This is a genomic window from Crossiella sp. S99.2 (assembly GCF_023094165.1).
Classification (GTDB): Bacteria; Actinomycetota; Actinomycetes; order Mycobacteriales; family Pseudonocardiaceae; genus Crossiella.
This window is the reverse complement of sequence record NZ_JALMDK010000015.1, coordinates 220,779-247,121: the sequence shown is the minus strand read 5'-3', so window position 1 is coordinate 247,121 and position 26,343 is coordinate 220,779. Positions and strand designations below refer to the sequence as shown.

24 protein-coding genes are annotated in these 26,343 nt (G+C 67.6%); 18 read left to right on the top strand and 6 right to left on the bottom strand.

The window, feature by feature from the left end:
• Positions 1-326 precede the first annotated feature (326 nt).
• On the bottom strand, positions 327-1,259 hold the full coding sequence (locus MZC64_RS40260) for an inositol monophosphatase family protein (RefSeq protein WP_247765698.1): 933 nt from the start codon (positions 1,257-1,259) through the stop codon (positions 327-329).
• A 20-nt stretch (positions 1,260-1,279) separates the two neighbouring features.
• Positions 1,280-2,248 (bottom strand): hypothetical protein, encoded by a 969-nt coding sequence (locus tag MZC64_RS40255; RefSeq protein ID WP_247765693.1) that lies wholly within the window; start codon positions 2,246-2,248, stop codon positions 1,280-1,282.
• A gap of 204 nt (positions 2,249-2,452) precedes the next feature.
• On the opposite strand from MZC64_RS40255, the gene MZC64_RS40250 reads away from it, so the two are divergent.
• The 11 genes from MZC64_RS40250 (at position 2,453) to MZC64_RS40200 (ending at position 12,750) form a co-directional block, all read left to right on the top strand.
• Positions 2,453-2,914, top strand: coding sequence for a hypothetical protein (locus MZC64_RS40250; protein ID WP_247765692.1), 462 nt, complete (start codon positions 2,453-2,455; stop codon positions 2,912-2,914).
• Positions 2,915-2,916: 2 nt separating this feature from the next.
• Positions 2,917-3,150, top strand: coding sequence for a hypothetical protein (locus MZC64_RS40245; RefSeq protein WP_247765691.1), 234 nt, complete (start codon positions 2,917-2,919; stop codon positions 3,148-3,150).
• A complete protein-coding gene (locus MZC64_RS40240) occupies positions 3,147-3,392 on the top strand; it encodes a hypothetical protein (protein WP_247765690.1) in 246 nt (81 codons plus the stop codon). Before MZC64_RS40245 ends, MZC64_RS40240 begins: the two co-directional genes overlap by 4 nt.
• A complete protein-coding gene (locus MZC64_RS40235) occupies positions 3,389-3,709 on the top strand; it encodes a hypothetical protein (RefSeq protein ID WP_247765689.1) in 321 nt (106 codons plus the stop codon). The genes MZC64_RS40240 and MZC64_RS40235 overlap by 4 nt, the downstream gene beginning before the upstream one ends.
• 558 nt (positions 3,710-4,267) lie before the next feature.
• Positions 4,268-4,888, top strand: a complete 621-nt coding sequence (locus tag MZC64_RS40230) for a hypothetical protein (protein WP_247765688.1) — start codon at positions 4,268-4,270, stop codon at positions 4,886-4,888.
• Positions 4,888-6,384: an FtsK/SpoIIIE domain-containing protein gene (locus MZC64_RS40225; RefSeq protein WP_247765686.1), complete on the top strand. Its 1,497-nt coding sequence runs from the start codon at positions 4,888-4,890 to the stop codon at positions 6,382-6,384. Before MZC64_RS40230 ends, MZC64_RS40225 begins: the two co-directional genes overlap by 1 nt.
• Before the next feature lie 322 nt (positions 6,385-6,706).
• Complete coding sequence (locus tag MZC64_RS40220; protein WP_247765684.1) at positions 6,707-8,311, top strand: replication initiator; 1,605 nt, start codon at positions 6,707-6,709, stop codon at positions 8,309-8,311.
• A 26-nt stretch (positions 8,312-8,337) separates the two neighbouring features.
• A complete protein-coding gene (locus MZC64_RS40215; protein ID WP_308301120.1) occupies positions 8,338-8,526 on the top strand; it encodes a helix-turn-helix domain-containing protein in 189 nt (62 codons plus the stop codon).
• Between the two features lie 52 nt (positions 8,527-8,578).
• A complete protein-coding gene (locus tag MZC64_RS40210; RefSeq protein ID WP_247765677.1) occupies positions 8,579-9,844 on the top strand; it encodes a site-specific integrase in 1,266 nt (421 codons plus the stop codon).
• Between the two features lie 80 nt (positions 9,845-9,924).
• The gene (locus MZC64_RS40205; protein ID WP_247764069.1) at positions 9,925-11,442 is read left to right on the top strand and encodes an NPCBM/NEW2 domain-containing protein; all 1,518 of its coding nucleotides are present in this window, start codon (positions 9,925-9,927) and stop codon (positions 11,440-11,442) included.
• Between the two features lie 201 nt (positions 11,443-11,643).
• Entirely contained in the window at positions 11,644-12,750 is a 1,107-nt protein-coding gene (locus MZC64_RS40200) for a glycoside hydrolase family 5 protein (protein ID WP_247764070.1), read from the top strand.
• A 108-nt stretch (positions 12,751-12,858) separates the two neighbouring features.
• On the opposite strand, the gene MZC64_RS40195 is transcribed toward MZC64_RS40200, so the two are convergent.
• A complete protein-coding gene (locus MZC64_RS40195; RefSeq protein ID WP_247764071.1) occupies positions 12,859-13,755 on the bottom strand; it encodes a LysR family transcriptional regulator in 897 nt (298 codons plus the stop codon).
• A gap of 105 nt (positions 13,756-13,860) precedes the next feature.
• On the opposite strand from MZC64_RS40195, the gene MZC64_RS40190 reads away from it, so the two are divergent.
• On the top strand, positions 13,861-14,718 hold the full coding sequence (locus MZC64_RS40190; RefSeq protein WP_247764072.1) for an aldo/keto reductase: 858 nt from the start codon (positions 13,861-13,863) through the stop codon (positions 14,716-14,718).
• Positions 14,719-14,899: 181 nt separating this feature from the next.
• Here MZC64_RS40190 and MZC64_RS40185 read toward each other — a convergent pair whose 3' ends face one another.
• A complete protein-coding gene (locus tag MZC64_RS40185; protein WP_247764073.1) occupies positions 14,900-15,850 on the bottom strand; it encodes a hypothetical protein in 951 nt (316 codons plus the stop codon).
• Positions 15,851-16,139: 289 nt separating this feature from the next.
• Here MZC64_RS40185 and MZC64_RS40180 point away from each other — a divergent pair, with 289 nt between their 5' ends.
• Both MZC64_RS40180 and MZC64_RS40175 read left to right on the top strand, forming a co-directional pair.
• The gene (locus MZC64_RS40180; RefSeq protein ID WP_374205861.1) at positions 16,140-16,628 is read left to right on the top strand and encodes a sigma-70 family RNA polymerase sigma factor; all 489 of its coding nucleotides are present in this window, start codon (positions 16,140-16,142) and stop codon (positions 16,626-16,628) included.
• Entirely contained in the window at positions 16,625-17,305 is a 681-nt protein-coding gene (locus MZC64_RS40175; RefSeq protein ID WP_247764074.1) for an anti-sigma factor, read from the top strand. The genes MZC64_RS40180 and MZC64_RS40175 overlap by 4 nt, the downstream gene beginning before the upstream one ends.
• A 64-nt stretch (positions 17,306-17,369) precedes the next feature.
• Here MZC64_RS40175 and MZC64_RS40170 read toward each other — a convergent pair whose 3' ends face one another.
• A complete protein-coding gene (locus MZC64_RS40170; RefSeq protein ID WP_247764075.1) occupies positions 17,370-21,011 on the bottom strand; it encodes a S8 family serine peptidase in 3,642 nt (1,213 codons plus the stop codon).
• Between the two features lie 418 nt (positions 21,012-21,429).
• On the opposite strand from MZC64_RS40170, the gene araD reads away from it, so the two are divergent.
• Positions 21,430-23,154: an L-arabinonate dehydratase gene (araD, locus tag MZC64_RS40165; RefSeq protein ID WP_282106626.1), complete on the top strand. Its 1,725-nt coding sequence runs from the start codon at positions 21,430-21,432 to the stop codon at positions 23,152-23,154.
• A gap of 7 nt (positions 23,155-23,161) precedes the next feature.
• Positions 23,162-24,049 (top strand): dihydrodipicolinate synthase family protein, encoded by an 888-nt coding sequence (locus tag MZC64_RS40160; RefSeq protein WP_247764076.1) that lies wholly within the window; start codon positions 23,162-23,164, stop codon positions 24,047-24,049.
• Between the two features lie 62 nt (positions 24,050-24,111).
• Here MZC64_RS40160 and MZC64_RS40155 read toward each other — a convergent pair whose 3' ends face one another.
• Positions 24,112-24,336 (bottom strand): hypothetical protein, encoded by a 225-nt coding sequence (locus MZC64_RS40155; RefSeq protein ID WP_247764077.1) that lies wholly within the window; start codon positions 24,334-24,336, stop codon positions 24,112-24,114.
• 288 nt (positions 24,337-24,624) lie between these two features.
• On the opposite strand from MZC64_RS40155, the gene MZC64_RS40150 reads away from it, so the two are divergent.
• Complete coding sequence (locus tag MZC64_RS40150) at positions 24,625-25,692, top strand: DNA-binding transcriptional regulator (protein WP_247764078.1); 1,068 nt, start codon at positions 24,625-24,627, stop codon at positions 25,690-25,692.
• 50 nt (positions 25,693-25,742) lie between these two features.
• On the top strand, positions 25,743-26,315 hold the full coding sequence (locus MZC64_RS40145) for an HD domain-containing protein (RefSeq protein ID WP_247764079.1): 573 nt from the start codon (positions 25,743-25,745) through the stop codon (positions 26,313-26,315).
• The last annotated feature ends 28 nt before the right edge of the window (positions 26,316-26,343 follow it).

The following is a 26,343-nucleotide window of genomic DNA, read 5'->3' as shown; positions in this document are numbered from 1 at the left end:
TCCTTCGTGTGGATACACGCGAAGGGGTATGCCGGCCGGGGCGTTCGGGACATGCCGGGTGCCAGGTCGGAGCAGGTAATTCCGCGGGACGGGTTGGCTGTGATGGGGGCGGCGCGCGGCTACTCGGCCCGGCAGGTGGGCGCGGGTTCGCTGGGCGCGCCGACGGGTCGGCCGCCGCAGCGGAGCGGTAGGCGGCCGTGCCCGGATGGGTGTGCCCAGCGCAGCCAGCGCGACCACCCGCCGCGCGCCGCTTGGCGGCGCGCCTTGATCCCATAGAGCCAAATTCGGCAGTACAGCAGGACACTCAGAGGCATCCGTGGATGGCGCTACGTGCTCAACGTCTTCAAGATCTCGTCCGCCAGGCTGGGATTACCAGCAGCGATGAATTTTTGACGCGGGTTCATGGCGGCGGCAATGTCCGCAAGCGAATCAAGACGGTAGTCCAGCGGGATTGGCTTGCCTTGCAGGTCAATAACGGTTCCGCCTGCGGCATGAAGTATGTAGTGCCCCGGAGACAGGTCCCAGATAGCGAATCCCTTTGCAAATTCAACGGTTGCATCAGTGAGTCCAGCAGCTACGTGACACAGGCTTACTGAACCAAAGTCGACACCAATTCGTCCATCCTTCTTTTTGCTGCCGCCCTCTGAAGCGCCGAGTGCCCCTAGGAACTTCTCTTGCCGGGCGAGAGGCATGAATCTTTCACTGGGACGCATAAGGTAATTGGTGACTAGAGCCTGCGTAAGGGGACGTTGCGATGGGCGACATAGAACATACTCTACCGAGTCTGCGGTAATCATGTACGCTCGATCATCGCCGGATTCATCACGAGCCCCAATGTAGAGCTGAATGTGATGGAAGATGTCTCCGATTACCGAAATGATCGGCCTGGCGAGCGCCCGAGAGTAGACCATAATGTGTGTGTATCCGTAGAGGCCACGAACCGCTAGTTCGCTGGTGTCCAACGGGTCGACCAAAATGCATAGATCAGGATCGGCATCGGGTCCAATCACTTCAGGATCAGCCTCCTCGGAGGCATATACGAAAGACGGGATGAGCTGAACAAGGGCCTCTTTGTAGCGCTCGTGCATCCACAGGTCAAAATCGGAAAGAAAATTGTCGCCGTGGCGTAGGTTCTCGTGCTCCTTGCGCTCGCCCGTAAGTGCCGCATTTACCAGGCGCGGACGAACCTCAAGGATCATTGACCTGACTAGATCGGCAATACGCGTAGCCAAGGCAGGAATTGCCGTTTCGCTGCTCATCTGGTGACCACCTTCAGTTTCTATCGCAATTCAAGTGGGGGTTCGATGCCGGGAGGGCTCATGGTTGCGGCAATAAAAATCGCCTCGAACTGGGCCGCGCGCAGATTTTGCGCACCGGCAAGATTGTCGAAGCTGGCTGCGCGAGCCTCGTCCCCAGTTGTCATTGCACCAAATACGGCGAAATACAAGTCCGCCTTCGGATAACGTGATCGGACCTGCTTCGCCAGGTACCCAATAGCATCAGAGTGCTTGACCTCGAAGTCGCAAAGGACAATTGTGGCGTGATCTTCAACAACAGGAAAGACGGACGCCTCGTCCAGTTCGATACCGCCCTTAATCTTGTTGCATCGAAGGTATCCGATAGGGCAGCGCGAAAACCGGGAAGATGAAAGAAAAGTCGCCATGACAAGCCCTGCCTCGTTGATGCCGAAGCAGATATCTACATCAAGACGGCTCCCCAAGTGTTTAATCTGGTCGCCAAGTCGCTCGATACCGAAGCCGAATGTGGCCCAGTTTAGGTCCAACAATCGACCCGGCTGAGGATTCGGCAAAGAAACCAACTCTATTTTCGAGTCGCCGTATTCGGCACGCGGCACGGCAAGACTGAATTCCTCGCCGAGTTGACTCACCAATCCGGTTGACAGTTGCCCCGGGTTGAATTCTTTAGTTTCGCGCTTCGGCAACAACTCCTCTTCTTCCGCCCGGAAAAGTTCGGTAGCGGCTTCACTGTTGCCGTCGTAGGGCTCCAGGAGCTGCGCCGCTGACCGTCCGGGGAACATAGCTTCGAGAATTCGACAATGGTCGGGATACGGGAGGCTGATCAAATCGCCGGATAGCCACCGATAAAACTGCGCTTTGCTTGGATAGTTTCCTTTCAGGTCGATATCTACCTTCTTGGCTACGCGGTCGTATTCTTTGCAGAACGTTCGATATCCCTGCAAATGACGCTCTTTCAGAAGAAACTTGAGCAGCGTCGGGTGTGGGGCCACAACCTGCCCTCCTTCCTGTCTCGTGCTACCAGCCTAGCACGTCGATGAGACATAGACGAGACTCGGGTGAGAGACAGAAGTCGTAGACGAGACTCGGAGTGGATCCGGGCGAGACAGATCCTGGTCGAAGCTCATGGTGTGCCGCTGAGCTGGCGGTACGGACAGGCCGGAGACCCGGCTAAACCACGTAGAGAGGTTTCGACCATGGCGATTCAGAAAGGCCACCGGTTCCCGATCGACTTCGATCAGGCATTCGGCAAGGGCCTAGTCCTCATCGGAGACATCGCGCCGGACTTCGAGTATCAGGAGAACAAGAACAGGGAGCCCCGGCAGAAGGTCGACCCCGTGACGGGCAAGCGTCAGTGGGTCGGCACGGTGACCGACCCGGACGAACTGAAAGCCAAGCGAGCGTCTTTCCAGATCACGTTCATCGCCGACGTTCAGCCGGTCCCGACCACGGCTGAGCTGGTGCCCGGGATGGGCATGCGGCAGATCGAATTGGACGGGCTGACGGTCGAACCGCGTGTGTCGGGCAGCGGTGAGTACAAGTATCAGGGCTGGCTGTTCAGGGCGACCGGGTTCAAGTCCGCGGGAACGAATGCGGGCAAGGCTCCGGCGGCAAAGCCTGCCGAAGCCAAGGCGGCTGACCCTTCTAAGGCGGCGTAGTCATGCCGATCACCCGGGACGAACTGGGCTTGGACCTGACGGTGTCGATCTATGAGGACACCGCGATTCAGGTTGAGCCGTGGGACGACGAGAACATGTTGCTCATCTTCGGCGGGCCGGTTCAGAGGATCGTCGTCGTTTTGGACCGTGACGACTTCGAGCGGCTTTACCACCGCATGACCCCGATCGTGGGGCATTACGACCCCGCGCCGGAACCGGTGGGTGATCCGGCATGAGTAACCTTCACGTGACGGTCGACCCAGGCTACTTCTACAGTGACTACTTGATCTCGGTTCACAAGGACACGGCAATTCAGGTCGAGTCGTGGAATGACGTGCACTTGACGATTGGGTTCAACGGTCCGTCACAGAGGTTCGTGGTGGTGCTGGACGGCGGCGAATTCGAGCGGCTTTACGGTGAACTGGCTTTGGTTGCCCAAGAACGAAAGCTCTCGGTCGACGGGGGTGGCATGGCATGAGTCTTGAGGTGTGGGTCACGCCGGATGAGAACACGGTGGTCACCTTGGGCACGTTGTCGCAGGGCCAGCCGGTGCTGTCGATTGTTGATGGTGGCTGCGCGGTGCGTCTTGCCGTCTCCGTGGACGTCCACGGTTCGGCAATGGGTGTGCGGGTGGCGCGGGATCTGGTGATGGTCGCGCGTGAGTTCCTGGACGCGGCGGAGACGTTTGCGTTCCATTCCGCGCAGGCCTACCGCGACCAGATCGAGGCGCGCGGAGTGGTCGCGGGCGAAGTGGTAGCTGGCGCGAGCAGGCACGCGATACGTGACGGGGAATGAGTCGGCACGGGGGCGGGCTCCTGTGGTGGTAGCCGTGGTTCCCGCTCCTCGTGCCTCCCACGAACCTCGACGTGAGGCGGTGGTGATGTCCAGGCTAGGCAACTGGATCCGGCGGGGGAACCCCGCCGACGCCCCCTACGCCCATTTGAGGCCGTTGCGGGTGCGGGTGTCCTGGCGGCGCTGCTCCGGCGTGTGCGGCCAATGGACGCGGCTGCGGGACGGGCAGAACTACTGCCCCTCGTGCGTGGCCTGGCTGGTCCGGCACGGAAGGAGCGTGACGGAACAGCCGAAGCCAAAACGATAAGTCCACAAGAGACAGTCCACAAAGGACAGACACGGACCTTCGGGTCCCGTGGCGATACCGCACGTCTTGGTGCGGAGCACGGAAAACAAGGACACAAGAGCGGCTGCTTGGCCTGGAAACCTCGCCGCTCTTGTGCCGTCCACAACCACAGGAAGTGAACAAGAATGACTGTAGGACGTGACGGAACCTCTCCGCTAGGCGGGGTCCCCCGAAAAGGTCAGCGCCGGTGCTCCACCTGCGGGAAGTTCGCCCGCATGTTGCCTGGAGATCACCGGTGCGGGGTCTGTGAGGGCTGGTTGCCCCTGGACTTCACCGAGGTGATCAATGCCGCGACCGAGGATGCTTCCCGGCCCCGGCGGGTGCGGTTCTCCCGGGCTCGGGTGTGGTCGAGCCTGCTCGCCCGGCTGCAAACCATCGGCATCTACCCGGTCGCCCTGGACGGGGCTGCGGTGCAGCGGATGAAGCTCACCGAAGCCCAGTCTCAGGGCCTGACCTGCTTGGGCTGCAACCACCCGGCCGGGATTGGCACGGCCGCGTTCCTGCCCGCCGGTCGTGTCCTCGGCGGGGCACAGGTCTTCCGGTGTGTGGCCTGTGTGGAAGAAGGCAAGCCGGTACGGCGGGACCGTGCGGCGGTGCTGGCGCGGACGCTGGCCGGTAAGCAGACCACAGGCGTTTACTCGGTCGTGCTGGACGACGACTCGGTACGGGACATGGAACTGACCCAGGCTCAGGCCGAGGGTTATGAGTGCTTGACCTGCCGTGGTGTCTGCGGGCAGAGCCAGAGCGCGTTTCGCCCGGTCGGCCGGATCGACAACATCCCGGGCTGTTCGCAGGTCTTCCGCTGCATCGCCTGCCTGGACGGGGGTGAGTGGTGATGGCCTTCTCCCGTAAGCCCCTCGCGGAACCGGCGGCGCTGGAAATCACCCGGCCCCGGCTGCCCTGGTGGACCCTGTTGCCCTTGTGGGCCAAGCTCGTGCTCCTGCCGGTGGCCCTGCTGTGGTCGGCGGGCTGGATCACCGTGCGGGTCCTCCGGCTGGCGGTGCGCTACCCGGTGGCGCTGTTCCTGCCGCTGCTCGGCTGGACCGGCTACGTCCAGCTCGGCGGACGCAACCTCGCCTTCCTGGCCGCCGTGGCAGGGATCGGGCTCGGCTGGTGGGCCTGGGGCCACCGCTCCTCGTTCGTGCGGTTCTGCTGGTCTCAGGTACGCACGGAGTGGCGGCGCGGCACGGTGTATGGGTGGCAGTGGCGCTCGGTCATGCGCCTGGCCGACCTGACCAAGACCATGCGGGGTGCGGAGTACCGGCCCAAGCTCGGCCGCGTCCGGGCCGACGGCTGGCGGGACCGGGTCCGGGTGCGCATGGTCAAGGGCCAAGCCCCCGAAGCCTGGGAGCTACGCGCTTCCGGCCTTGCGCATGCTTTCGGGGCGACCGCCTGCCGGGTGCGGGTCCGTAAGCCCGGACGCCTGGAGCTGGACCTGGTCCACCGTGACCCGCTCATCCGGCCGATCCCGGTGCCTTCCCTGGCTGTCAGGGATTCCGCGGTTGACCTCAAGCGTCTGCTGATCGGCCGCACGGAGACTTCTCGGCCGTTCACGTTGCGGCTACAGGGAAACCACATCCTCGTGGTGGGCTCGCCCGGCGCGGGCAAGGGCTCGGTCATGTGGTCGCTGATCTGGGCCCTGGCCCCGGCGGTCAAGGCCGGGCTGGTGCGCCTGGTCGGTATCGATCCCAAGGGCGGCATGGAACTCGGGCAGGCACCGGAGTTGTTCCACCGCCTCGCCTACACCAACGGCGTGGAAGCGGTGGAACTGCTGGAAGCCCTGGCCGCCGAACTCAAGGAGCGGGCCGAGCGGTACCGGGGCCTGCTGCGGCGCTTCAAGCCCGGCACCGGAGAACCCTTCACCGTGCTGGTGATCGACGAACTCGCCGACGTGATCGCCTACCAGACCGACAAGGGTCTGCGGGAGCGGGCGGCGCGTGCGGTGCAGACCATCGCATCCCAGGGCCGCGCCCCTGGCTTCGCCGTCGTGGGCCTGGTCCAGGACCCCCGCAAAGAGATCGTGTCCTTCCGGCACTTGTTCGGGACCAAGGTCGCCCTCCGGCTGGATGAGGCGGCTCAGGTGGACATGGTGCTGGGTGAGGGTGTTCGGCAACGCGGTGCGGCGGCTCACGAGATCAGCGAAGCCACCCCGGGTGTGACCTGGGTCAAGGTCGATGATCGGCGGGAACCGTTGCGGGCACGGGCTTTCCACGTCACCGATGCGGATCTGGCCCGGCTGGTCGACTACGTCACCGGCCGCGACGTGGTGCATGCCGAAGTCCTGCCCTTCCCCGGTGGCGGCTATGACGTGGACGGGGAGGTGGCGGCATGAGCAGGCGACTGTCCCGCGACCAGCAAGCCCGGATCGCTCGGGCACTGGAAGTGTTGCAGCACAAGGTGATTCCACCCCGGGCCGAGATGGTGCCGAGGCTGGTCGATGGTGTCCCTGGGATGCCGGGATGGCTGCATGATTTGTGGTGTGGCTGCCGGACGCGGACACGGGCTGAGGATGACTGCGCCTACGGGCACTGCCCCGGCTGCGGCCTGGCCGTGGCCTTCACCCCGTGCGGGGGGCAATGGTGATGACCGGAGACGTGAGCGTGGCTGGTGAGCGTATGCCGGCCGAAGGCCTGCATATCACCCGTGCTGACCGCATGCGCCAACCTCTAGCGCTGGACGTGGTGCGCTCCTTGGCCGAGACCAACGGTGTCTGTGTGCGGCCGCTGGCGCAACGGCGGCTGGACTACGCCACCGGCCGCGTGGATGTGCTGCCGGTGGCCTGTGGCTCCACTGTGGCCTCCGTGTGTGCCCCGTGCGCGGACAAGGCACGCAAGCTGCGCATGGCCCAGTGCCGGGAAGGCTGGCACCTCGACGACGAACCCGACTTCACCCCGGCCGCACCGACCGCAGACCAGACCGCGCTGACCGAGCTTCGGTCCACCCTGTGGGCGGACTACCAGAGCGCGCGGGCGCAGGGCGACGAGTCCGGAATGGAGGATCTGAGGGAAGCCGTTGCGGCCGTTGATGGAGAGCTGAGCGAGGGTGGGGTTCGGGGCAAGCTCCCGGCCCTGGACGCCCCGGCTGCCAAGCCGGTGAAGCGCTCGACCCGGCGTAAGCAGGACGTGCCAGAGCTTCCCCGGCGTAAGGTCGCCAAGCACACCCTCGGCCGCGAGTTCGCCGGACGGTTCCGCCCGTCGATGTTCCTGACCCTGACCCTGGATTCCTATGGTCGGGTCCACGATGACGGCACCCCGGTCAACCCCGACGGCTATGACTACCGGCGGGCCGCGCGGGATGCGGTGCACTTCGCGGCGTTGCTGGACCGGTGGGTGCAGAACCTGCGCCGGGCGGTCGGCTATGAGGTGCAGTACTTCTCGACCGTGGAACCTCAGCGGCGGTTGGCTCCGCACTGGCATGCCGCATTGCGCGGTGCGATCCCGCATGAGCTGGTGCGCCTGGTGACCGCGGGGACCTATCACCAGGTGTGGTGGCCGAAGCATGACGAGCTGGTCTACCTCGGCGAGGCGGTGCCGGTGTGGTGTGACCGGGCCAAGGGCTTCGTCGACCCGGCCACCCGGGAAGCTCTGCCGACCTGGGAGCAGGCGCTTCCCGGGGCTGAGGACAGCGAACCGGCGCATGTGGTGCGGTTCGGGGCACAGGTGCACTCCAAGGGCATCCTCGGCGGCACCGAGGAATCTGGGCGGCACATCGGCTACCTGACCAAGTACCTGACCAAGTCGATCAGCGAGTGCCACGAGGAGAAGACCGAGCGTCAGCGGCGGCACGCCGACCGGCTGCATGAGGAACTGCGGGTCACGCCGTGCTCGCCCCGGTGTGCGGTGTGGCTGCTCTATGGCATCCAACCGGCCGGGGCACGGATGAACCTGGTCGCGGGGCGGTGCAAGGGAAAGGCGCACCGCCGCTCCACCCTCGGCCTGCCAGGTCGGCGGGTCCTGGTCTCGCGGAAGTGGTCAGGCAAGTCCCTCGCGGATCACCGCCACGACCGGACGCAGTTTGTTCGGCAACTGCTCACCGACGTCGGCATCACCCCGGACACCGACCGGGACAACACGGCCTCGGTGGTGTGGCAGAAGGTCGCGCCCGGGGACCCGGATGTGCCTCCTCGCGCGCACCTGCTCATGCACGCGGTCGCGGAACGGCTGCGGTGGAAGGCCCAGTACAAGACCGCGCTCCTGGCGGCCAGCGGGGGCGACCCGCCGACACCGCCGGATCTTTCGGCAACCGGTCAAGCGGCGTAGGGGGGCGGGCAGCGATGGAAGCGCGGGTGCGTCTGGTCAGTGTCGAGGGTTTGTGGACGCCGGAAGAGCTGGCGGTGTTTCTGTCCATCCCGGAGAAGACGTTGCGGGACTGGAGGTTGAAGGACTACGGCCCGGCGTGGCTGCGGATGGGCAAACACGTCCGCTACCACCCCGACGTGGTCCGGGCGTGGGTGAAGGAACTCGGCGCGGCCTAGCCCGTCCCGGCTTCTTTCGGCAACTACGGCAAGACAGAGAGGAGAACAGGTCATGGCACACATCCAGGATCGCTGGTACCGGGACAAGACCGACCCGGTCACCGGCGAGATCATGGTGAACAGCAAGGGAAAACCCGTCCAGGAACCCACCCCGGAACACGGGAAGGGACTGCGGTACCGGGTGAAGTACCAAGACCCGGACAAGCGGGAGCGATCAAAGTCCTTCCCGGACAAGCAGTTGGGGCGGGCTAAGGAGTTCATGACCAAAGTCGAGAACGACAAGTACGCCAGGACCTACACCGACCCCAACGCCGGGAATGTGGAGTTCAAGGCGTACGCGGTCAAGGTGCTGGCCGCCCGGTCACAAGATGAGTCCACAGTGGACAACCTGACCAACCGGATGAACAGTCAGGCATACCCGTTCCTGGGGCGGAAACTCCTGTCCTCCTTCGCCACACCAGAGTTGATCCGCTCGTGGCTGGCGTGGATGAACTCCCGGGACAAGCCGGTCTCAGCGGCGTATCAGCGTCAGGTGTTCGACCTGGTGTCCACCATCCTGGACGCGGCGGTGGTGGATGAGAAGATCCGCAAGAACCCGTGCAAGGACGCCTCGGTCCGCCCACCCAAGCCGATCCCCAGGACGGTCACGCCGTGGCGCGAGACCCGGTTGCGCAAGGTAGAGCTGGCGCTCCCGGCCCGGTTCAAGCCCTGCATCTCGCTGGGGGCGGGGGTGGGGTTGCGGCAGGGCGAGATGTTCGCCTTCAGCCTGGACAACGTCGACCGCAAGGAGATGGTGTATCACTGCACCCGGCAAATGGTCACCGTGAACGGGATGCGCAAGTTCAAACTTCCCAAGGGACACAAGACCCGCGTCGTCCCGCTGGGTCATGGCGTGCTGGATGGCCTGGACGCCTACGCCGAACTCTTCCCGCCAGTGGAGATCACGTTGCCGTGGGCCGAACGTGACGGCCGCGAGACAGAGACCATCCGGGTGTTGATGGTCAACGATGCGGGTGATCTCTACACCCGGCAAGCGTTCAACAACGTGGTGTGGCGGCCGACCTTTGCCAAGGCTGGCCTGTCCTATGTGGACCGTGAGGACGGGATGCACGCGCTACGGCACCTGTTCGCCTCGGCCCTGTTGGCGCTCGGGGTGACGGTCAAGGAACTGGCGGCCTACCTCGGGCACGCCTCGGAGGCGTTCACGCTCAAGACCTACACCCACTTGATGCCCTCCAGCTACTCCCGTGCCCGCCAGGCGGTGAACGAGATGTTCACCCCTCGCCGTTCGGCCCAGGCCGCCGCAGTGACGGCCTGACGGCCTGGTGACGGCATGATCTTGGTTCACCCCCGGAAAACAGGGGTGTATGCCCAGGTCAGAGGCGGTACGGCTTCCTGATGTACGACAACTGCAACAACCAGGGCGTGGACGCCAAACTCCGCTACACCAAGATGCGGGACGCGCTCAAGGCCACCGGCAGGCCGATCGTGTTCTCCATCTGCGAATGGGGCCAGAACAAGCCGTGGGAATGGGCCAAGGACGTCGGCCATCTGTGGCGCACCACCGGTGACATCAACGACACCTGGACCAAGACCGTCGACCTGCTCAAGCGCAACATGGTGCTGGCCGACTACGCCGGGCCAGGGCACTGGAACGACCCGGACATGCTGGAGGTCGGCAACGGCAAGCAGTCCACCACCGAGTACCGGTCCCAGTTCGCACTCTGGTCGATCATGGCCGCCCCGCTGCTGATCGGCGCCGACCTGCGCAAGGTCTCCGCAGAGCACTTCGAGATCCTGACCAACAAGGAGATCATCGCGATCGATCAGGACAAGCTCGGCAAGCAGGGCAAGCCGATCCGGGTCCAGAACGGGCAGTACGTCTTCGTCAAGCCACTGGCCAACGGGGACAAGGCGGTCGCGCTGTTCAACGAGACCGACCAGCCGGCCCGGATCAGCGCCACCGCCGCCGAGGTCGGCCTGGCCAAGGCCAGTGGCTACAAGATCCGCGACCTGTGGACCAAACAGGACGCGCACACCGCGGGCACGATCGCCGCGACGGTCCCGCCGCACGGCACCGCGATCTACCGGATCTCCGCCGACCACGCCTGGCCGCTGTACCCGCCAGCGGTGGACAGCCACACCGACCTGGAACTGCTCTACCCCGGCGCCGCACCGGTGGTCACCCCCGGCAAGGCCGCCAGGGTGAGCACCGCGGTGCACAACGCGGGCAGGCTGCCTGCCCTGTTCGCCAAGGCCAAGGTCAGCGCGCCCGAGGGCTGGACGATCAAGGCCGAGTCCCCGGCGAGCACCCCGCTGCTGCGGCCGGAACAGACCTGGCGGACCCACTTCGCGATCACCCCGCCGGCCGGGACCACACCCGGGAAGTACCCGGTGACCAGCACCGTCACCTTCCACGGGCCGCGGCCGACCACGCACACCCAGAGCTTCGACCTGCTGGTGCCCGAACCCGCGCCCAGCGGGACCGTGCAGCTCTCCGACACCAGGTGGCTGCGCTCGGCCAACGGGTTCGGTCCGGTCGAGCTGAACACCAGCAACGGCGAGAGCAAGGCAGGCGACGGCAAGCCGATCACCATCAACGGCGTGGTCTTCGCCAAGGGCCTCGGCGTGCACGCGCCGAGCACCGTCGAGTACCACCTCGGCGGCCGGTGCTCAACGGTGTCCGCACAGGTCGGGGTGGACGATGAGAAGAACGCAGGCTCGGTGGTCTTCCAGGTCTTCGCCGACGCGGCCAAGGTCGCCGACAGCGGGGTACTGACCGCCGCCGATCCGGCGAAACCGTTGCAGGCCAACGTATCCGGCGCGACCCTGCTGCGTCTGGTGGTCACCGACGCCGGTGACGGGCAGAGCAACGACCACGCCGACTGGGCCGATGTCCAGCTGACCTGCTCCTGACACGAAACAGACCCCGCTCACCAACCATCCCCCCTTGACGGTTGGTGAGCGGGGTCACTAACATCCTGCCCACTGTTAGGAAACTAACCTAACAATGTTTTCCCAGCATCTGCACCGCCGCCGCCACGCACCGCCGCCGCCTTGTACAGCTCGGAGACCCCACCCCTGCCCTGGGTCTCCGTTCCGAGAGGAGCGCAAACGATGGGACGGCTCAACGTAGTCAGCCGCGCACTCGCCGCGATCGCGGCGGCCGCTCTGGCCACAACCGGTGTGCTCGCCACCAGCGCACAGGGTTCGCCAACCCCCCAACTTCCGGCGTCTTCGGACACGGTCGCCAGCCAGGTCATGCGCCAGGGAAATGTCACCGCCCTGCCACCAGGCACGCCCGCGGCGATCAACGGTCAGCTCCGGGTCTGCGGCCTGCAGCTCTGCAACAAGGATGGCAAGGCCATCCAGTTGCGCGGCATGAGCACGCACGGCATCCAGTGGTACAGCCAGTGCCTCAAGACGGCCTCGCTGGACGCGCTGGCCAAGGACTGGAACGGCGACGTCCTGCGCATCGCCATGTACATCCAGGAGGGTGGTTATGAGACCAACCCCCGGAAGTTCACCGACATGGTGCACGGCTACATCGAGGAAGCCACCAAGCGCGGCCTCTACGCGTTGATCGACTGGCACCAGCTCACGCCGGGCGACCCGAACCACAACACCGCGCGGGCCAAGACCTTCTTCAAGGAGATCGCCCAGCGGCACAAGGACAAGACCAACATCATCTACGACATCGCGAACGAGCCGAACGGCGTCTCCTGGGCGAAGATCAAGACCTACGCCGAGGCGGTCATGCCCACCATCCGCGCGGAGGACCCGGACAGCCTGATCCTGGTCGGCACGCACGGCTGGGGCTCGCTCGGGATCTCCGATGGCCGCAACGAGCAGGACATCATCAACAACAAGATCAACATCCCGAACATCATGTACACGTTCCACTTCTACGCGGCCTCGCACAAGCAGAACTACCTGGACGCGTTCACCCGCGCGGCCGCCAAGCTGCCGCTGTTCGTGACCGAGTTCGGCACCCAGACCTCCAGTGGTGACGGCGGAAACGACTTCACCTGGTCGCAGAAGTACATCGACTTCATGAAGCAGAAGAAGATCAGCTGGACCAACTGGAACTTCTCCGACGACAACCGCTCCGGCGCCGTGTTCAAGAGCGGCACCTGCGCGGGCAACAACTTCGCCGGCACCGGCGTGCTCAAGCCCGCAGGCGCCTGGATCCGCGAGCGCATGCGCACCCCCGACGAGTTCTGACCGCTCCTCCACAGGGAAAACCCGGGGACCGTCCACACCAGACGGTCCCCGGGTTCTCGTCGTTCCCCCGGTGTGTTGGCCGTTGTCGTACGGTGTGTTGGCCGTTGTTCAGTTCAGCGGGAGGGCGTCGGCGCCCAGCACCAGCCGGAGGAATGCCTGCGCGGACGGGCTGACGTGCTCGCCGGAGCGCAGCGCGATGCTGGCCTCCCAGTTCGGCGCGACCGGCGCGTGCAGTTCGGCGATGGCGACCTGGAAGCCCTTCTTGTAGGCCATCGGCCGCGGCACCACCGCGACGCCGAGACCGTGTCCGACCAGCTCCAGCAGGCTGTGCACATCGTTGAGTTCCAGGGCCACCCGCCGGGCCATGCCCGCCGTGGTGAACACCCGGTCGGTGAGCTGGCGGGCGCCCCAGTCGCTCTGGAAGTCGACGAAGACCTCATCGGCCAGCTCGGCCCACTCCACCTTGTCCCGCCGGGCGAAGCGGTGCTCGCGACCGCAGACCAGCAGCATCGGCTCGGTGGCCAGGTGCGCCAGGCTGACCCCGTCCGGGGCCGGTCGCGGCTGGTCGACCAGGGCCAGGTCCAGCCGGCCGGCCTTCACCCCGTCGATAAGTTTGGCGCCACCCGCCTGGGTGAGTCGGACCTCGACCCCGGGGTGTGCGGCGTGGAAGCGGGCCAGCAGCGCGGGCGCGTCGATCACGCCGAGGCACTGCACCATGCCCACCGACAGCGTGCCGCGCAGCACGCCCTGCACTGCGGCCACCGCGTCCTTGGCCGCGGCCACGCTGACCAGCGTGCGCCTGGCCTCCACCAGCAGGGCCCGGCCCGCCTCGGTGAGTTCCACCCGTCTGGTGCTTCTCACGAACAGTGGCGCGCCCAGCTCCCGTTCCAGTGCTTTGATCGAGGCGGAGAGACCGGACTGGGCGACCCGCACCCGCTCGGCGGCCCGCGTGAAATGCCGTTCTTCCGCTACCGCGACGAAGTACTCCAGGTGCCGAAGCTCCACGACTGTGCACGTTAGCCGATCAGTGCCAGCAGGTTCTTCTGTTGGACATAACCGAGACCACAACGCAAGCTGGAGAAACCGCTTACACCGACCACAGGAGCGAGTATGAGGACCCGCCGCATCGGCGATGTCGAGGTGAGCGCGATCGGCCTGGGCGCCATGCCCATGTCATCGGAGTTCGGCAAGGACAAGCAGGCCTCGCAGGCCACCGTGCACGCGGCGCTGGACGCCGGGGTCACGTTCATCGACACCGCGGACGCCTACTGCACGAACAGCGCCGACTTCGGCGACAACGAACGTTTCGTGGCCAAGGCGCTGGCCGCCTACCCCGGGGACACCAGCGGCGTGCTGGTCGCCACCAAGGGCGGGCACACCCGCGACGAGCAGGGCGCCTGGGGCCTCAACGGCGACCCCGGCTACCTCAAGCAGGCCTGCGATGCCTCGCTGAAGCGGCTCGGCGTGGACGTGATCGGGCTCTACCAGTTCCACCGGCCGGACCCGTCGGTGCTGATCGGCGACTCGGTGAGCGCGCTGCGCGAGCTGCTGGACGCCGGGAAGATCCGCTACGCCGGGGTGTCCAACTTCAACCCGGCCGAGATCGTCGAGGCGAACGAGATCCTCGGCGGCCGGCTGGTCTCGGTGCAGAACCAGTTCTCCCCGGCCTTCCGCAGCAGCGAGCCGGAACTGGAGCTGTGCGCCGAACTCGGCATCGCCTTCCTGCCGTGGAGCCCGCTGGGCGGGATCACCAAGGCGGCCGAGCTGGGCAGCGGATTCGCCGCCTTCGGCGAGGTCGCCGCCGGGCGAGGGGTCAGCCCGCAGCAGGTCTGCCTGGCCTGGATGCTGGCCAAGTCCGAGGTGGTGGTGCCGATCCCGGGCGCCAGCCGGATCGCCTCGGTGCTGGACTCGGTCGCCGCGGTGCACCTCGACCTCTCCGCCGAGGAGATCGCGCACCTCAACGGCTAAGCAGGCCACCGGAACCCTCCGGTCCGTACCCGCCGTCGAGTTGGCCCAAGTGGTACGCCCAGTTGGGCAAACTCGGCGTACGAGTTGGGCCAACTCGGCGTTGGAAACACCGCACCCCCACCGGGATTCGCATTCCGGTGGGGGTGTTGGTGTGCGGAAGTCGTTGCGGCATCAGGGGATGTCAGTAGCCGCCGTAGCCGCCGGCGCCCGCGCCGCCGCCCTGGGTGCCGCCGCTGGCGCTGGCCGTGGTCTTGGCCTTCTTGCCATCGGGCGCGGACACGAACCAGGTGCCCTGCACGGCCTGGCCCTTGGTGTCGCCTGCCTTGGTGTCCTGGGCGAAGCGGTACAGCGGCCAGCCGCCCAGGGTCAGCTGCTCCGAGCCGTCGGGGCGCTTGACCGAGCCGACCAGGGCCTCGTCCACGCCCTGCACCCGCAGGCTGCCGGTGACCAGCGCGGGCGGCCAGGCCTCCAGGCACTTGGCCGCGCAGTTGGACTTGGACGGCTTGGCGGTGTCCTTGTCGAAGCGGTACAGGGTCAGGCCGTTCACATCCGTGACGATGTTGCCCAGCTCGCTGGAGGCCACCACGTTCAGCGTGGCCGCGGCGGTCTGCCCGCCACCGGCCGCCGCCTTGGCCTTCTTGCCGTCAGGGGCCGCGATGAACCAGGTGCCCTGCACGTTCTGGCCCTTCATCTCACCGGGCCCGGTGTCCTTGGCGAAGGTGTAGAGCGGCCAGCCGCCCAGGGTGAGCTGCTCGGTGCCGTCATCCCGCTTGATCGACCCCACCAGCGCCTGGTCAACGCCCTGCACCGTAGGCTGCCCCTCGACCAGCGCCGGCGGCCAGGCCTCCAGGCACTTGGCCGCGCAGTTGGATTTCGAGGGCTTGGCGGTGTCCTTGTCGAAGCGATACAGGGTCTTCCCGTTGGCATCGGTGACGATATTGCCGAACTGCGCCGTGTTGGCGACGTTCAGCGCGGCGGGGGCCGGGGCCTCACTGGTGCTGGAACGCTGTGGCGCCGGCGGCTGGACCTGCGGAGCGGCACTGTCCACTCCGGACCCACAGGCTCCGGCGAACAGCACGGTGGACACAGCGGAAACGGCCAGGATCATGGTGCGAGCGCGTCGAGTCTGCACGGTCTCTCCCTCTCCACAAGGTTTCGGTCGTTGTGCTCAGCTCCGGATGCCGTGGGATACGCGGAGGTCACCGGCCCGGGTTCAGTCCCGGCGCAGAAAAAAACAAATGCCCAGGATCACCCTGGAATCCTGAACCGGACCAGCGGGCTCCTCGTATCCCACGGGAAGGACGCCCTGTGAGCAGCGCAAAGGAGCGAGGCCAGATGATGCGGCGACGAAAGGCAGCGCGGTGAACGTACGGCGCTTCGGCAAGCCGGAGAAGCGCGAGGACGAGGCGGAGCGTCAGCTCATCGCTCTGCTGTACCGCCAGTACGGGCAGGTGCTGATGCGGCATGCCATGCGCCTCACCGGCAACGACAAGTACTGGTCCGAGGACGTGGTGCAGGAGACGCTGCTGCGGGCCTGGCGGCACGCGGAGAAGCTGGACCGCGACCCCGACCTGCTGCGCGCCTGGTTGTTCACTGTCGCGCGCCGGATTGTCATCGATGCTCGCCGCAGCAAGGGAATCCGGCCGCAGGAGGTGGACCCGGCCCCGCTGGAGGTGATGCCGGAGCCCGCGCGGACCGACGAGGCCCTCTCCCGCATCGTCATCAAGGGCGCCCTGGACAGTCTCAGTGCCGAGCACCGGGAGGCGGTCGAGCAGACCTATCTGCGCGACCGCTCGGTCAGCGAGGCCGCCGCCGTACTGGGTGTCCCGCCGGGCACCGTGAAATCGCGGGTGTTCTACGCGCTGCGTGCACTGCGCCGGAATTTGGAAGAACAGGGGGTCACGTCATGACGCCGCCGATCGAGCACACCGACGTGGGCGCCTACGTCCTCGGCGTGCTGGACGCGCACGAGGCCGAGGCGTTCGAGGCGCATCTGCTCAGCTGCGAAATCTGCCAGGCCGAGCTGAAGTCCTTGTCCTCGCTGCCGGACCTGCTGGACGAACTCCGCGAGCAGCCCGCCGCCGCGGCCGAACCCCTCGGCGCGGCCGATCCGATGCCGAGGCTGCTGGACGAGCTGGCGGTGCGCCGCCGCAGGCGCAAGGTGATCACCTGGGTGGCCGCGGCCGCCGCCACCATCGCGATCATCGCCGGGCCGATCCTGACCGCCACGTTCACCGCCACCGACCCGAACGTGGTTGCCTTCCCGGACGGCGTGCCGAAGCTGACCGGCTCCGGGCCCACCGGGGCCTCGCTGGAGCTGACCGTGCAGGGCCGCGGCTGGGGCTCGGACGTGGTGCTGGCGCTCAAGGGCGTGCGCGGGCCGGAGGCGTGCGAGCTGATCGCGGTGTCCAAGACCGGCCAGGAGGTCACCGTGAACAGCTGGCTGGTGCCGGACCGGGGTTACGGCGTGCCCGATTCGCCGAAGCCGCTGATGATGCGCGGTGGCGCGGCGCTGAAGCCGGGCGATATCGCCAAGTTCGAGGTGCGCACCCTGGACAAGAAGGTCCTGGTGAGCATCCCGGCCTGACCGGCTGATTCGAACGTGGCAGGGGGCGGACCAGCGCGGTCCGCCCCCTGCCGTGCTCATCGGCTCACTTCAGCGCGTAGGCCCTGATCAGGGTCTGCTCGACGGAGTTGCCCTCGGCGTCGGTGGCCTGGACCTTCAGCGAGACGAAACCGCTGCTGTCCGCCTTCCTCGGGTGCTGGATCGCCCCGCTGTAGCCGCCCTCGGAGCCGAGCGCGCGCAGGTCGACCGATTCCCAGCTGCCGCCGTCGTTGTAGGAGACCTCGGCCTTGACCGCGGCGACCTTGACCGCGGGTGCGCCCGGCTGGGTGGCCGCGGTGAGGTTCAGCGCGTAGACCCGGTCGGCCGGGGCCGCGTTGTCCAGGTCCAGATCCAGGTTCCAGCGGGCCTGGAGCACCGGCAGCGGCACGGTCTTGCCCGCCTCTCCCCTGGCGGAGGCGAAGCTCCACGAGGAGAAGGACTCGGTGCCCACCGACCAGCCGGGGCGGCCCTGGTTGATGTCGAGTTCGACCCGGTAGTTCGCCTTCTCCGCCACCCCGACGGCGAGTTCGCCGAGGGCGTGCGGTTGTTCGGCGACCTGCTCGCCGTCCCGGTAGACCCTGGCCACCGTGCTCGCGCCGAGATCACGCAGGTAGTGGTCGGGGTCGCTGTCCAGGTACTCGGCGAAGTTGAGCCGCAGCCTGTCGTCCACCCGGCTCACCGGGACCAGCGCCTTGGACACACCAGGCTGGAACGGGCCCTGGTACCAGTTCACGGTGCGGTTGCTGCCGGCCACCGGCAGCGGCGCGGATCCGTTGCCCGCCACGCTGTCCCCGTCCCGGCTGCCGTAGAACAGCGGGTTGAACCGGGTGTTGTTGGCGGAGAAGTACCGCACGTGGTCATAGGGGAAGCGCCGGTCGGTCGTGCTGCTGATCGCGATGAAGTCGTACGGCCGGAAGCTGAACATGCCCAGCATGCCGACCTGGTCCGGGCGCACCGCGTGCAGCTTGGTGCGCTCGGTGGCCAGCGCGGCCGGACCGGCGTCGAAGGACAGGTCCGCCGGGATGCTCTGCGCGAACGGCGCCACCAGGTGGTACTGCACCGGGCTGTGCGAGACGCCCTTGAGTTCCAGCGTCACCGGCCCGCGGCCGAGCAGTTCGAGCAGCCGCTTACCCTCCACATTGGACAGTTCAAGGCCGGGGATGGCCGGGTTTCTGGTGGTGTAGTCGGCGAAGCGACCCGGTCCGGAGCCGAACACCGCGGCCACCCCGGCCTTGGCGTTGGCCGCGTTGCGCACCTGGTCGTTGGGCGTGATGTCCTTGGACTGCTGGATCAGCGCGATCTTGCCGCGCACATCCCGCCCGGCGAACTCGGCCGGGGTGCCGGTGCCGACGTAGACCACCGGCAGCCGGTGGGTGCCGTCGATCCGCTTGCCGAGTTCCTGGCCGCCGCCAAGGTAATCCGGCCGCAGCACGGTGTCCGGGGACACCACGCGGGCGGCCAGTTTCGGCGTCTCCAGCCACATCCGGTTGGCCAGCTCGAACTCGCCGCGGGTGACCGGGGCCGAGGGCACGGCGTAGATCCGGTCCACGGTGCGGCCGTAGAAGAAGCCACTGGTGAACCGGCGCGGGCCACTGGCCCTGGTCCAGGTCTGGGACAGCGTCACCGGTTCGGTCTTCTCCGGGGTGCGGGCCTGGACCTCCTTGGCGCCACGGCCGTCGAGCACGATCGAGGTCGCCTCCTTGACCTCCACCTCGTCCTTGGTCACCACGGTGTACTCGGTGTCGTTGCGGCTCGGGTCGGCGGTGGAGAGGAAGCTGCCGACGAAGTACTTGCCGGGCGGCAGCAGCGCGCCGCCGGAGCCGGTGGCGTCCACGTTGACCCGGTGGTACTTGCCGTCGTCGAGGTTCCACAGCGCGACCGAGGCGTAGCCGGGGGCCTTGCCGTCGCGGGCGGTGGCGGTCACCGAGACCTTGTGCTGGAGGTCCTTGTTGAAGCCCAGCACGGTCCGCAGCACCGTGGCGGCACCGCGCTGGGTGGCGGTGAGCGCGCCGGTGTAGAGGCCGATCTCGCCCGCGTTGGGGTTGAGCGTGACGGTCGCGGTGGCCGAGCCACCGGCCGGGATCTGCAGGCTGGCCGGGCTGACCGAGAGCGCCTCGGCCGGCGCGGTCGCGCCACCGGCGGATTTGGCCTGCACGGTCAGGTCCAGCACGGCTTCGGCGCCGCCGTCGTTGGTGTAGGTGACCTTGCGGGTCACCGGGTCCACCGAGCCGTAGGGCCCGAGGAAGCGCCCGAGGCTGAGCGAGCCCGCGTCGGCCCGCAGCTGCTGCTGCGCGGTCGCGGCCACCCCGACCGCCAGGCGGCCGGCGCCCTGGTCGTAGGTGGAGATGCCATCGAGGGGTTTGGCGGTCTGCATCAGCGCGGTCTTGAGCTGTGCGGGGGTCCACTTCGGGTTGCGCTGCGCCAGGATCGCGGCGGCGCCGGCCACGTGCGGGGTGGCCATCGAGGTCCCGTTGGCCGAGACATACCGCTCGCCACCGGCCGAGTTGGCCTTGGCCGCGCTGATCGCGACGCCCGGCGCGGCGATGTCCGGCTTGAGCGCGTGATCCCCGAACCTCGGTCCCTTGCTGGAGAACGGCGCGAGCTTGTCCTGCTTGTCCACCGCGGCCACGGTCAGCGCGGAGTCGGCCGCGCCCGGCGAGGACACGGTCTCCTGTCCGCCGAACCCGGAGTTGCCGGCCGCGATGACGAACAACGCGCCGGTGTCCGCGGAAATCCGGTTCACCGCGACACTCATCGGGTCGGTGCCGTCGGTGGGCCCGCCGCCCAGGCTCATGCTGACCACCTTGGCCTTGCCCGCGGCCCACTCCATCCCGGCGATGATCCCGGACTCCGAGCCCGAGCCGCCGTCGTTCAACACCTTGCCGCTCAACAACTTCGCCCCGGGCGCGACGCCCTTCTTGGCTCCACCGGAGGCGGCGCCGGACCCGGCGATGGTCGAGGCGACGTGCGTGCCGTGCCCGTGCTTGTCGGCGGCATCCGGGGCGTCGCTGAAGTTCTTGTGTTCCACCACTTTCCCGGCCAGGTCCGGGTGCGTGTCGTCAATCCCGGTGTCCAGCACCGCGACCGCGCCACCGGTCCCGTCGAACCCGGCCTGCCAGGCGGCGGGCGCGCCGACCTGCGGCACACTGGTGTCCAAAGTGGACTGAACCTTGCCGTCCAGCCAGACCTTGGCGATCCCGCCGTTCAGGCTCGCGCCACGTCCGGCCAGCGCGCCCCAGAACTCACTCATCTTGCCGCGCTCGGCCCGCACAGCCTGGGCGTTCGCACTGGCCAGCACGGCCTGCCGGGCACTGCCGGCGGGCGGCGCGGCGGTGATCGACATGCCCTGCCGCGGGTAGCTGAGGATCAACGGCAACGATCCCTGGCGGTCGAAGCCCTGCTCAACCAGCTTGGTGACGTTGAACAACCGCTCGTCCAGCACCCCGGCGGCCAGGTACGACTCAGCGGCGAACGGCACCACATACGCCTGTTTGTCCAGCGTGTAGCTGCGGTACTGCTCCGATCCCTTGACCCGGGCGGCCTGCCTGCCGTCGGGGTAGTAGTCCAGGGCGACGGTGTCCCCCGTGACCAGGGTCAGTTCGGCCGAGCGGACCGGCACATCCGGACCGGGCCGCGCTTCCGGTACCGGCGCGGCAGCCGCCGATCCCGTTGCGAATGCGCTTGCCACCAGGCCTATCGCGGTCAACCCCGCGATGATTTTCCGATGTCTCGACAAGGTGCCCCTCCTACCCACCAGGCGATACCGGACGCCGAAGCTAGCGGCGGGGCGCGTACCCCAAACACCTACGAAGGTGGTCTAAACCTCGCGTTCGGGTGAACCCCCACCCACGAAACATCGGACCCCCGCCGAGTGTTGGCCGATCTCGTACGCCACGTTGGCCCAACTGGTACGGGACTTTGGCCCAAGTGGCACGCCAGTTGGGCCAAATTGACGCGGCGGCCGACCACAACGGCCAACCCGGCGTACAAGTTCGGCCAACACTCCGGGGTCGCGGGTAGAGATCCGACCTTTTTCTTGACCCGAGTGGCGGTGGCGATGGAGACTCGGGGTCTGAAAACGTTTCCAAGCCTGGGGAGCGGGATCGATGGTGTTACGGCCCGAGGAGTTGCGGAGTCACCGGTGGTACGGCGGGGAGGGATTGCGGTCATTCAGTCATCGGGCGCGGACCCGGCAGCTGGGCATCGGGGCCGAGGAACACCTGGGCAAGCCGGTCATCGGGGTGATCAACACCTGGAGTGAGCTGAACCCCTGTCACAGTCACCTGCGGGACCGGGCCGAGGCGGTCAAACGCGGTGTGTGGCAGGCCGGGGGCTACCCGGTCGAACTGCCCGCGGGCGCCCTGTGCGGGGAGACGTTCCAGAAGCCGACCGCGATGTTGTACCGCAACCTCCTGGCGATGGAGGTCGAGGAGCTGCTGCGGTCCTATCCGCTGGACGGCGCGGTGCTGCTCGGCGGGTGCGACAAGACCACGCCCGCGTTGCTCATGGGGGCGTTCAGCGTCGATCTGCCGGTGATCTTCGTGCCGGCCGGGCCGATGCTGCGCGGGCACTGGCGTGGCGAGACCTTGGGCAGCGGCAGTGACATGTGGCGGTACTGGGACGATCGCCGGGCCGGACTGATCGGCGAGGAGGAGCTGGCGGGGCTGGAGCAGGGACTGGCCCGGTCGCCTGGGCACTGCATGACCATGGGGACCGCCTCCACCATGACCGCGGTGGCCGAGGTGCTGGGGCTGACCTTGCCGGGAGCCAGTTCCATCCCGGCGGTGGACTCCGGGCACGTGCGGATGGCCGCGGCCAGTGGGCGGCGGGCGGTGGAGCTGGTGTGGCAACAGGTCACCCCTTCCTCCATTGTGGACAAAGCGGCCTACGAGGACGCGATCACCACCGTGCTGGCGCTGGGCGGGTCGACGAACTCGGTCATCCACCTGATCGCGATGGCCGGACGCAGTGGGATCCCGCTGGGGCTGGACGAGTTCGACACCGCCTCGCGCGGGGTGCCGGTGCTGGCCGACATCCGGCCGGCCGGGCGGTTCCTGATGGAGGACTTCTACTACGCGGGCGGGTTGCGGGCGCTGCTGGCCCAGCTCGGCGACCTGATCCACCGGGAGCGGCGGACCGTGGGCGGCTGCACCCTGGACGTCGCGCTGCGGGACGCCGAGGTGTACAACCCGGAAGTCATTCGCACCCAACAGAATCCGGTGTTCACCGAGGGCGGGCTCGCCGTGCTGCGCGGGAACCTGGCGCCGGACGGGGCGATGCTCAAGAGCATTGCCGCCGAGCCGGAGTTGTTGCGGCACACCGGACCCGCGGTGGTCTTCGACGGGTACGCGGACATGCAGCGGCGGATCAACGACGAATCGCTGGGCATCACCCGGCAGACCGTGCTGGTACTGCGCGGCGCCGGCCCCCAGGGCGGGCCGGGGATGCCGGAGCACGGGATGCTGCCGATCCCGGAACACCTGCTGCGGCAAGGGGTCCGGGACATGGTGCGGATCTCCGACGCGCGGATGAGCGGGACCAGCTACGGCACCTGCGTGCTGCACATCGCGCCGGAGAGTCACGTCGGCGGACCGCTCGCACTGGTCCGGGACGGGGACCTGATCAGCCTGGACGTGCCGGGACGGACGCTGGAACTCCTTGTCCCACAGGAGGAACTGGATGGCAGGCGGACTGCTTGGACTGCTCCGCCACCGGTCTACGGGCGCGGCTACGGGCAGCTCTACACCCAGCACATCGGTCAGGCCGACACCGGCTGCGACTTCGACTTCCTGGCCCGCGACGGCGCGGTGCCCGACCCCGAGGCTGGGTGAGACAGGCATGGACCTTCGGCAGGCACTGCGGTCGGTCGTGGTCATCACGGTCACGCCGTTCGACGCCGGCGACCGGATCGACGAGAAAGCCTACGGCGCACTGGTGGCGCGGGTGGTCGACGCGGGCGTCACGGTGGTCACGCCGAACGGGAACACCAGTGAGTTCTACTCGCTCACACCGTCCGAAATGGACAGATCGCTGGACCTGACCGTCGAGGCCGCCGGGGACGCCCTGGTGTTGCCGGGCATCGGATTCGACGCCACGCGGGCCGCGGAGATGGCGGTGCGCGCGCACCGGGCCGGGGCGCACGCGGCCATGGTGCACCAGCCGGTGCACCCGTTCCTGTCCGTGCGCGGCTGGGTGGACTACCACCTGCGAATCGCCGCGGCAGCACCGGAACTGGGCCTGGTCGCCTACGTCCGGTCGCCGCAGGTGACCACGGCGGCACTGGCCCAACTCGCCGAGGAATGCCCGAGCTTCATCGGGGTCAAGTACGCGGTGCCGGATCCGCTGGCACTGGCCGACGCGGTGGCCGTGATCGGCCAGGACCGGCTGACCTGGTTGTGCGGACTGGCCGAGAGCTGGGCGCCGTTCTTCGCCACCGCCGGCGCACAGGGTTTCACCTCGGGCCTGGCCACCATCGCGCCCGAGTTGTCCCTCGGCCTGCTCGACGCACTGGACTCCGGCGACCGGGCACGGGCGATGTCCTTGTGGCACAAGGTGAAACCCCTGGAGGACGCGCGGGCCCGGCTGGGCAGCGCGAACAACGTGTCCGTGGTCAAGGAAGCACTGGCCCAGCTCGGCCTGTGCGGGCGGGCCGTGCGGCCGCCGATCGCCGAACTCACCGAGGCCGAACGCGCTGAGGTGACCAGGATCCTGGCCACCTGGGAGTGATCAGGCTTGTGTCCCCCGCCCGCGACCAGGGAGAGGCGGGGGACACAAGCCCGGGAGGGATGTCACCGTTCGATCTCGTGCTGGTGCGGCATCGGGATCCGCGCCACGCACAGGACGCATGGCATCCCGGAGCTGGTCGGTTCGATCACTGCCAGCGGAGCCACATGTCCGCACAAGGCGGTGAGATCATCCGGTGGGGTCTCCGGGCGCAGCGTGGCCACCTGGAAACCGTGCACCTGCTTGTCTCGCCAGCTCCGCCACCAGGCCAGATTGTCATTGGCCGCCATCCGCACCACCGTCCCGCGGTGCGTAGTAGTGGCACACGACTTCTCCCCTCCGACACAACCGGCTGATCGGAGGGGTCCGACCGAGCGGTTGTCCCCGGTAACCTGCTTACTCATGGCAGTGGATCAACCACTGTCCGTACAACGTTAGGGAACCTGGCGCGACAAGAGGACTGACCGGAAGTACGGGTTGGCTGCCATCGGTCGGTGCGTGGCGAGAGGGCGAGCACCGTGGCCGGACGAACGGGAAGACTGCGAACGGGTCAACGTTCTCCGCGCTGTGTCGGAATCGTGTCCGGCTACGTGCTGAAGCTGGCCAGGGAGTCCGTGCCGTTGAGCCAATCGGTGCTGGCCGAGCATCTCGGGGTTGACCTGACCACGGTGCAGGGATGGGAAAGCGGCCGCCGCCCGCTGACCGCGATCCGCACCGCCGACCTGATTCGCTTGCGCGCCAAACTCATCCGGTTGGGCGTGCCGCCCAAGGTGTTCGCCGCGCTGGAGGACGCGCTGGAGGCGGATCTGCTGATCGGGCACGCGGTGGAGGCCGGGGACCGCCCGGCCAGGGTCCTGGATCACCCGCTGGCCCAGTGCGTGCACCGGCGCAACCTGACCAACATGATCACCTGGCCGTTCACCGGCCTCACCCCGCCCAACCTGCGCAACCTGGACCGGCAGAGCCACCATCGGCGCGGCCCGGTGCCGGACCGCCCCGCCCTGGGCTCCACCGAGACCAACCGGTTCTTCGACCACCTGCTGGTCACCGCGGACGCCGGGTCCGCACAGGAGGACGCCCTGCTCCGCCGCCAGGCCGTCTACCTGCTCGGCTTCGACGACCGCGGGGCCACCGCGGCGTGGCTGGGCACCGAACAACGCCGGGCGCTGCGCAGCGCCGGCCGCACCGACCACGTGCCGTCCTGGGTGGAGGTGCGCTCCTCGGCCATCGCACTGAGCCGCTACGGCGACCGGGACCCGTTGCGCGCCTTCGTGCGCACCGCGCTGACCAACGAGGCGCAGGAAATCGCCAACCTCAACTACTGGGCGTACTGGGTTGGCGAGGTCGACGATGTGCAGACCGACGACGGCTTCATGACCGAACTGGGTGTGCGGTCCTGGACCGGCGACGACCTGCTGCGCCACCTCCTCGTCCGCCTGCAACCCGGCAGCGACCACGCCGAACTGAACATCCACAGCCTCTGGTCCCTGGTGCTGGCCCGCCCGGCGCTGCTCAATGGCAGCCCCGGCCTGCGCAGGCTGGCCAGGGAACGGGTGGACGGGATGAGCGAGGACGCCGAGCTGGCCAAGCAGGCCCATCGCGAACTGACCGGACTGGACTACGCCATCCGGCTGGCTGCTCGCTGAGTCAGCCGGTCCGGCCAAGGCACGTGACTGCCGAGGAGAGAGGTCAGCCAGTGAACGACAAGCACGACCGGGACGCGTCCGCGGTCGCCGAGTTCGCCTTCGAGTTGGGGGTGCTCAAGCGCACCCGCCGGGCTGGTTGGTGGCACATCGGCGTTCGCGACCCCGAATCGGTCGCCGAGCACAGCCTGCGGGTCGCCCAGCTCGCCACCATGCTCGCCGCCATGGAAGGCGCCGACCCCGCCCGCGCGGCGTTACTCGCGCTCTGGCACGACTCCCAGGAGACCAGGATCGGCGATCTCACCCACACCGCCCGCGACTACCTGGTCTCCGCCTCCAACGAGCAGATCACCGCGGACCAGACCGCCGCCCTGCCGGACACCGCGCGCAAGACGGTGCAGGAGGTGGTCAACGAGTACGAGGCCGCGGGCACCGCCGAGGCACACTGCGCCAAGGACGCGGACAAGCTGGAATGCCTGTTCCAGGCCGTGGAATACCGGGAAAGCGGCTACCGAGGGGTGCAGGGCTGGATCGACTCCTCACGCAAGTCGCTGCGCACCGAGGCGGCCCGGCGGGTGGCCGAGGCCGCGCTGAGCGTGTCCACCCTGGCCTGGCGCGGACGCTGAGCCGACGGCGCCCCCGGCCGCGCAGGGC

What these genes read in the sequence shown, in the direction of transcription:
- MZC64_RS40260 (WP_247765698.1), bottom strand. Translation starts at nt 1,259, where the DNA reads ATGAGCAGCGAAACGGCAATTCCTGCCTTGGCTACGCGTATTGCCGAT.
- MZC64_RS40250 (WP_247765692.1), top strand. Translation starts at nt 2,453, where the DNA reads ATGGCGATTCAGAAAGGCCACCGGTTCCCGATCGACTTCGATCAGGCA.
- MZC64_RS40245 (WP_247765691.1), top strand. Translation starts at nt 2,917, where the DNA reads ATGCCGATCACCCGGGACGAACTGGGCTTGGACCTGACGGTGTCGATC.
- MZC64_RS40240 (WP_247765690.1), top strand. Translation starts at nt 3,147, where the DNA reads ATGAGTAACCTTCACGTGACGGTCGACCCAGGCTACTTCTACAGTGAC.
- MZC64_RS40235 (WP_247765689.1), top strand. Translation starts at nt 3,389, where the DNA reads ATGAGTCTTGAGGTGTGGGTCACGCCGGATGAGAACACGGTGGTCACC.
- MZC64_RS40230 (WP_247765688.1), top strand. Translation starts at nt 4,268, where the DNA reads ATGTTGCCTGGAGATCACCGGTGCGGGGTCTGTGAGGGCTGGTTGCCC.
- MZC64_RS40225 (WP_247765686.1), top strand. Translation starts at nt 4,888, where the DNA reads ATGGCCTTCTCCCGTAAGCCCCTCGCGGAACCGGCGGCGCTGGAAATC.
- MZC64_RS40220 (WP_247765684.1), top strand. Translation starts at nt 6,707, where the DNA reads ATGCGCCAACCTCTAGCGCTGGACGTGGTGCGCTCCTTGGCCGAGACC.
- MZC64_RS40210 (WP_247765677.1), top strand. Translation starts at nt 8,579, where the DNA reads ATGGCACACATCCAGGATCGCTGGTACCGGGACAAGACCGACCCGGTC.
- MZC64_RS40205 (WP_247764069.1), top strand. Translation starts at nt 9,925, where the DNA reads ATGTACGACAACTGCAACAACCAGGGCGTGGACGCCAAACTCCGCTAC.
- MZC64_RS40200 (WP_247764070.1), top strand. Translation starts at nt 11,644, where the DNA reads ATGGGACGGCTCAACGTAGTCAGCCGCGCACTCGCCGCGATCGCGGCG.
- MZC64_RS40190 (WP_247764072.1), top strand. Translation starts at nt 13,861, where the DNA reads ATGAGGACCCGCCGCATCGGCGATGTCGAGGTGAGCGCGATCGGCCTG.
- MZC64_RS40175 (WP_247764074.1), top strand. Translation starts at nt 16,625, where the DNA reads ATGACGCCGCCGATCGAGCACACCGACGTGGGCGCCTACGTCCTCGGC.
- araD (WP_282106626.1), top strand. Translation starts at nt 21,430, where the DNA reads ATGGTGTTACGGCCCGAGGAGTTGCGGAGTCACCGGTGGTACGGCGGG.
- MZC64_RS40160 (WP_247764076.1), top strand. Translation starts at nt 23,162, where the DNA reads ATGGACCTTCGGCAGGCACTGCGGTCGGTCGTGGTCATCACGGTCACG.
- MZC64_RS40155 (WP_247764077.1), bottom strand. Translation starts at nt 24,336, where the DNA reads ATGGCGGCCAATGACAATCTGGCCTGGTGGCGGAGCTGGCGAGACAAG.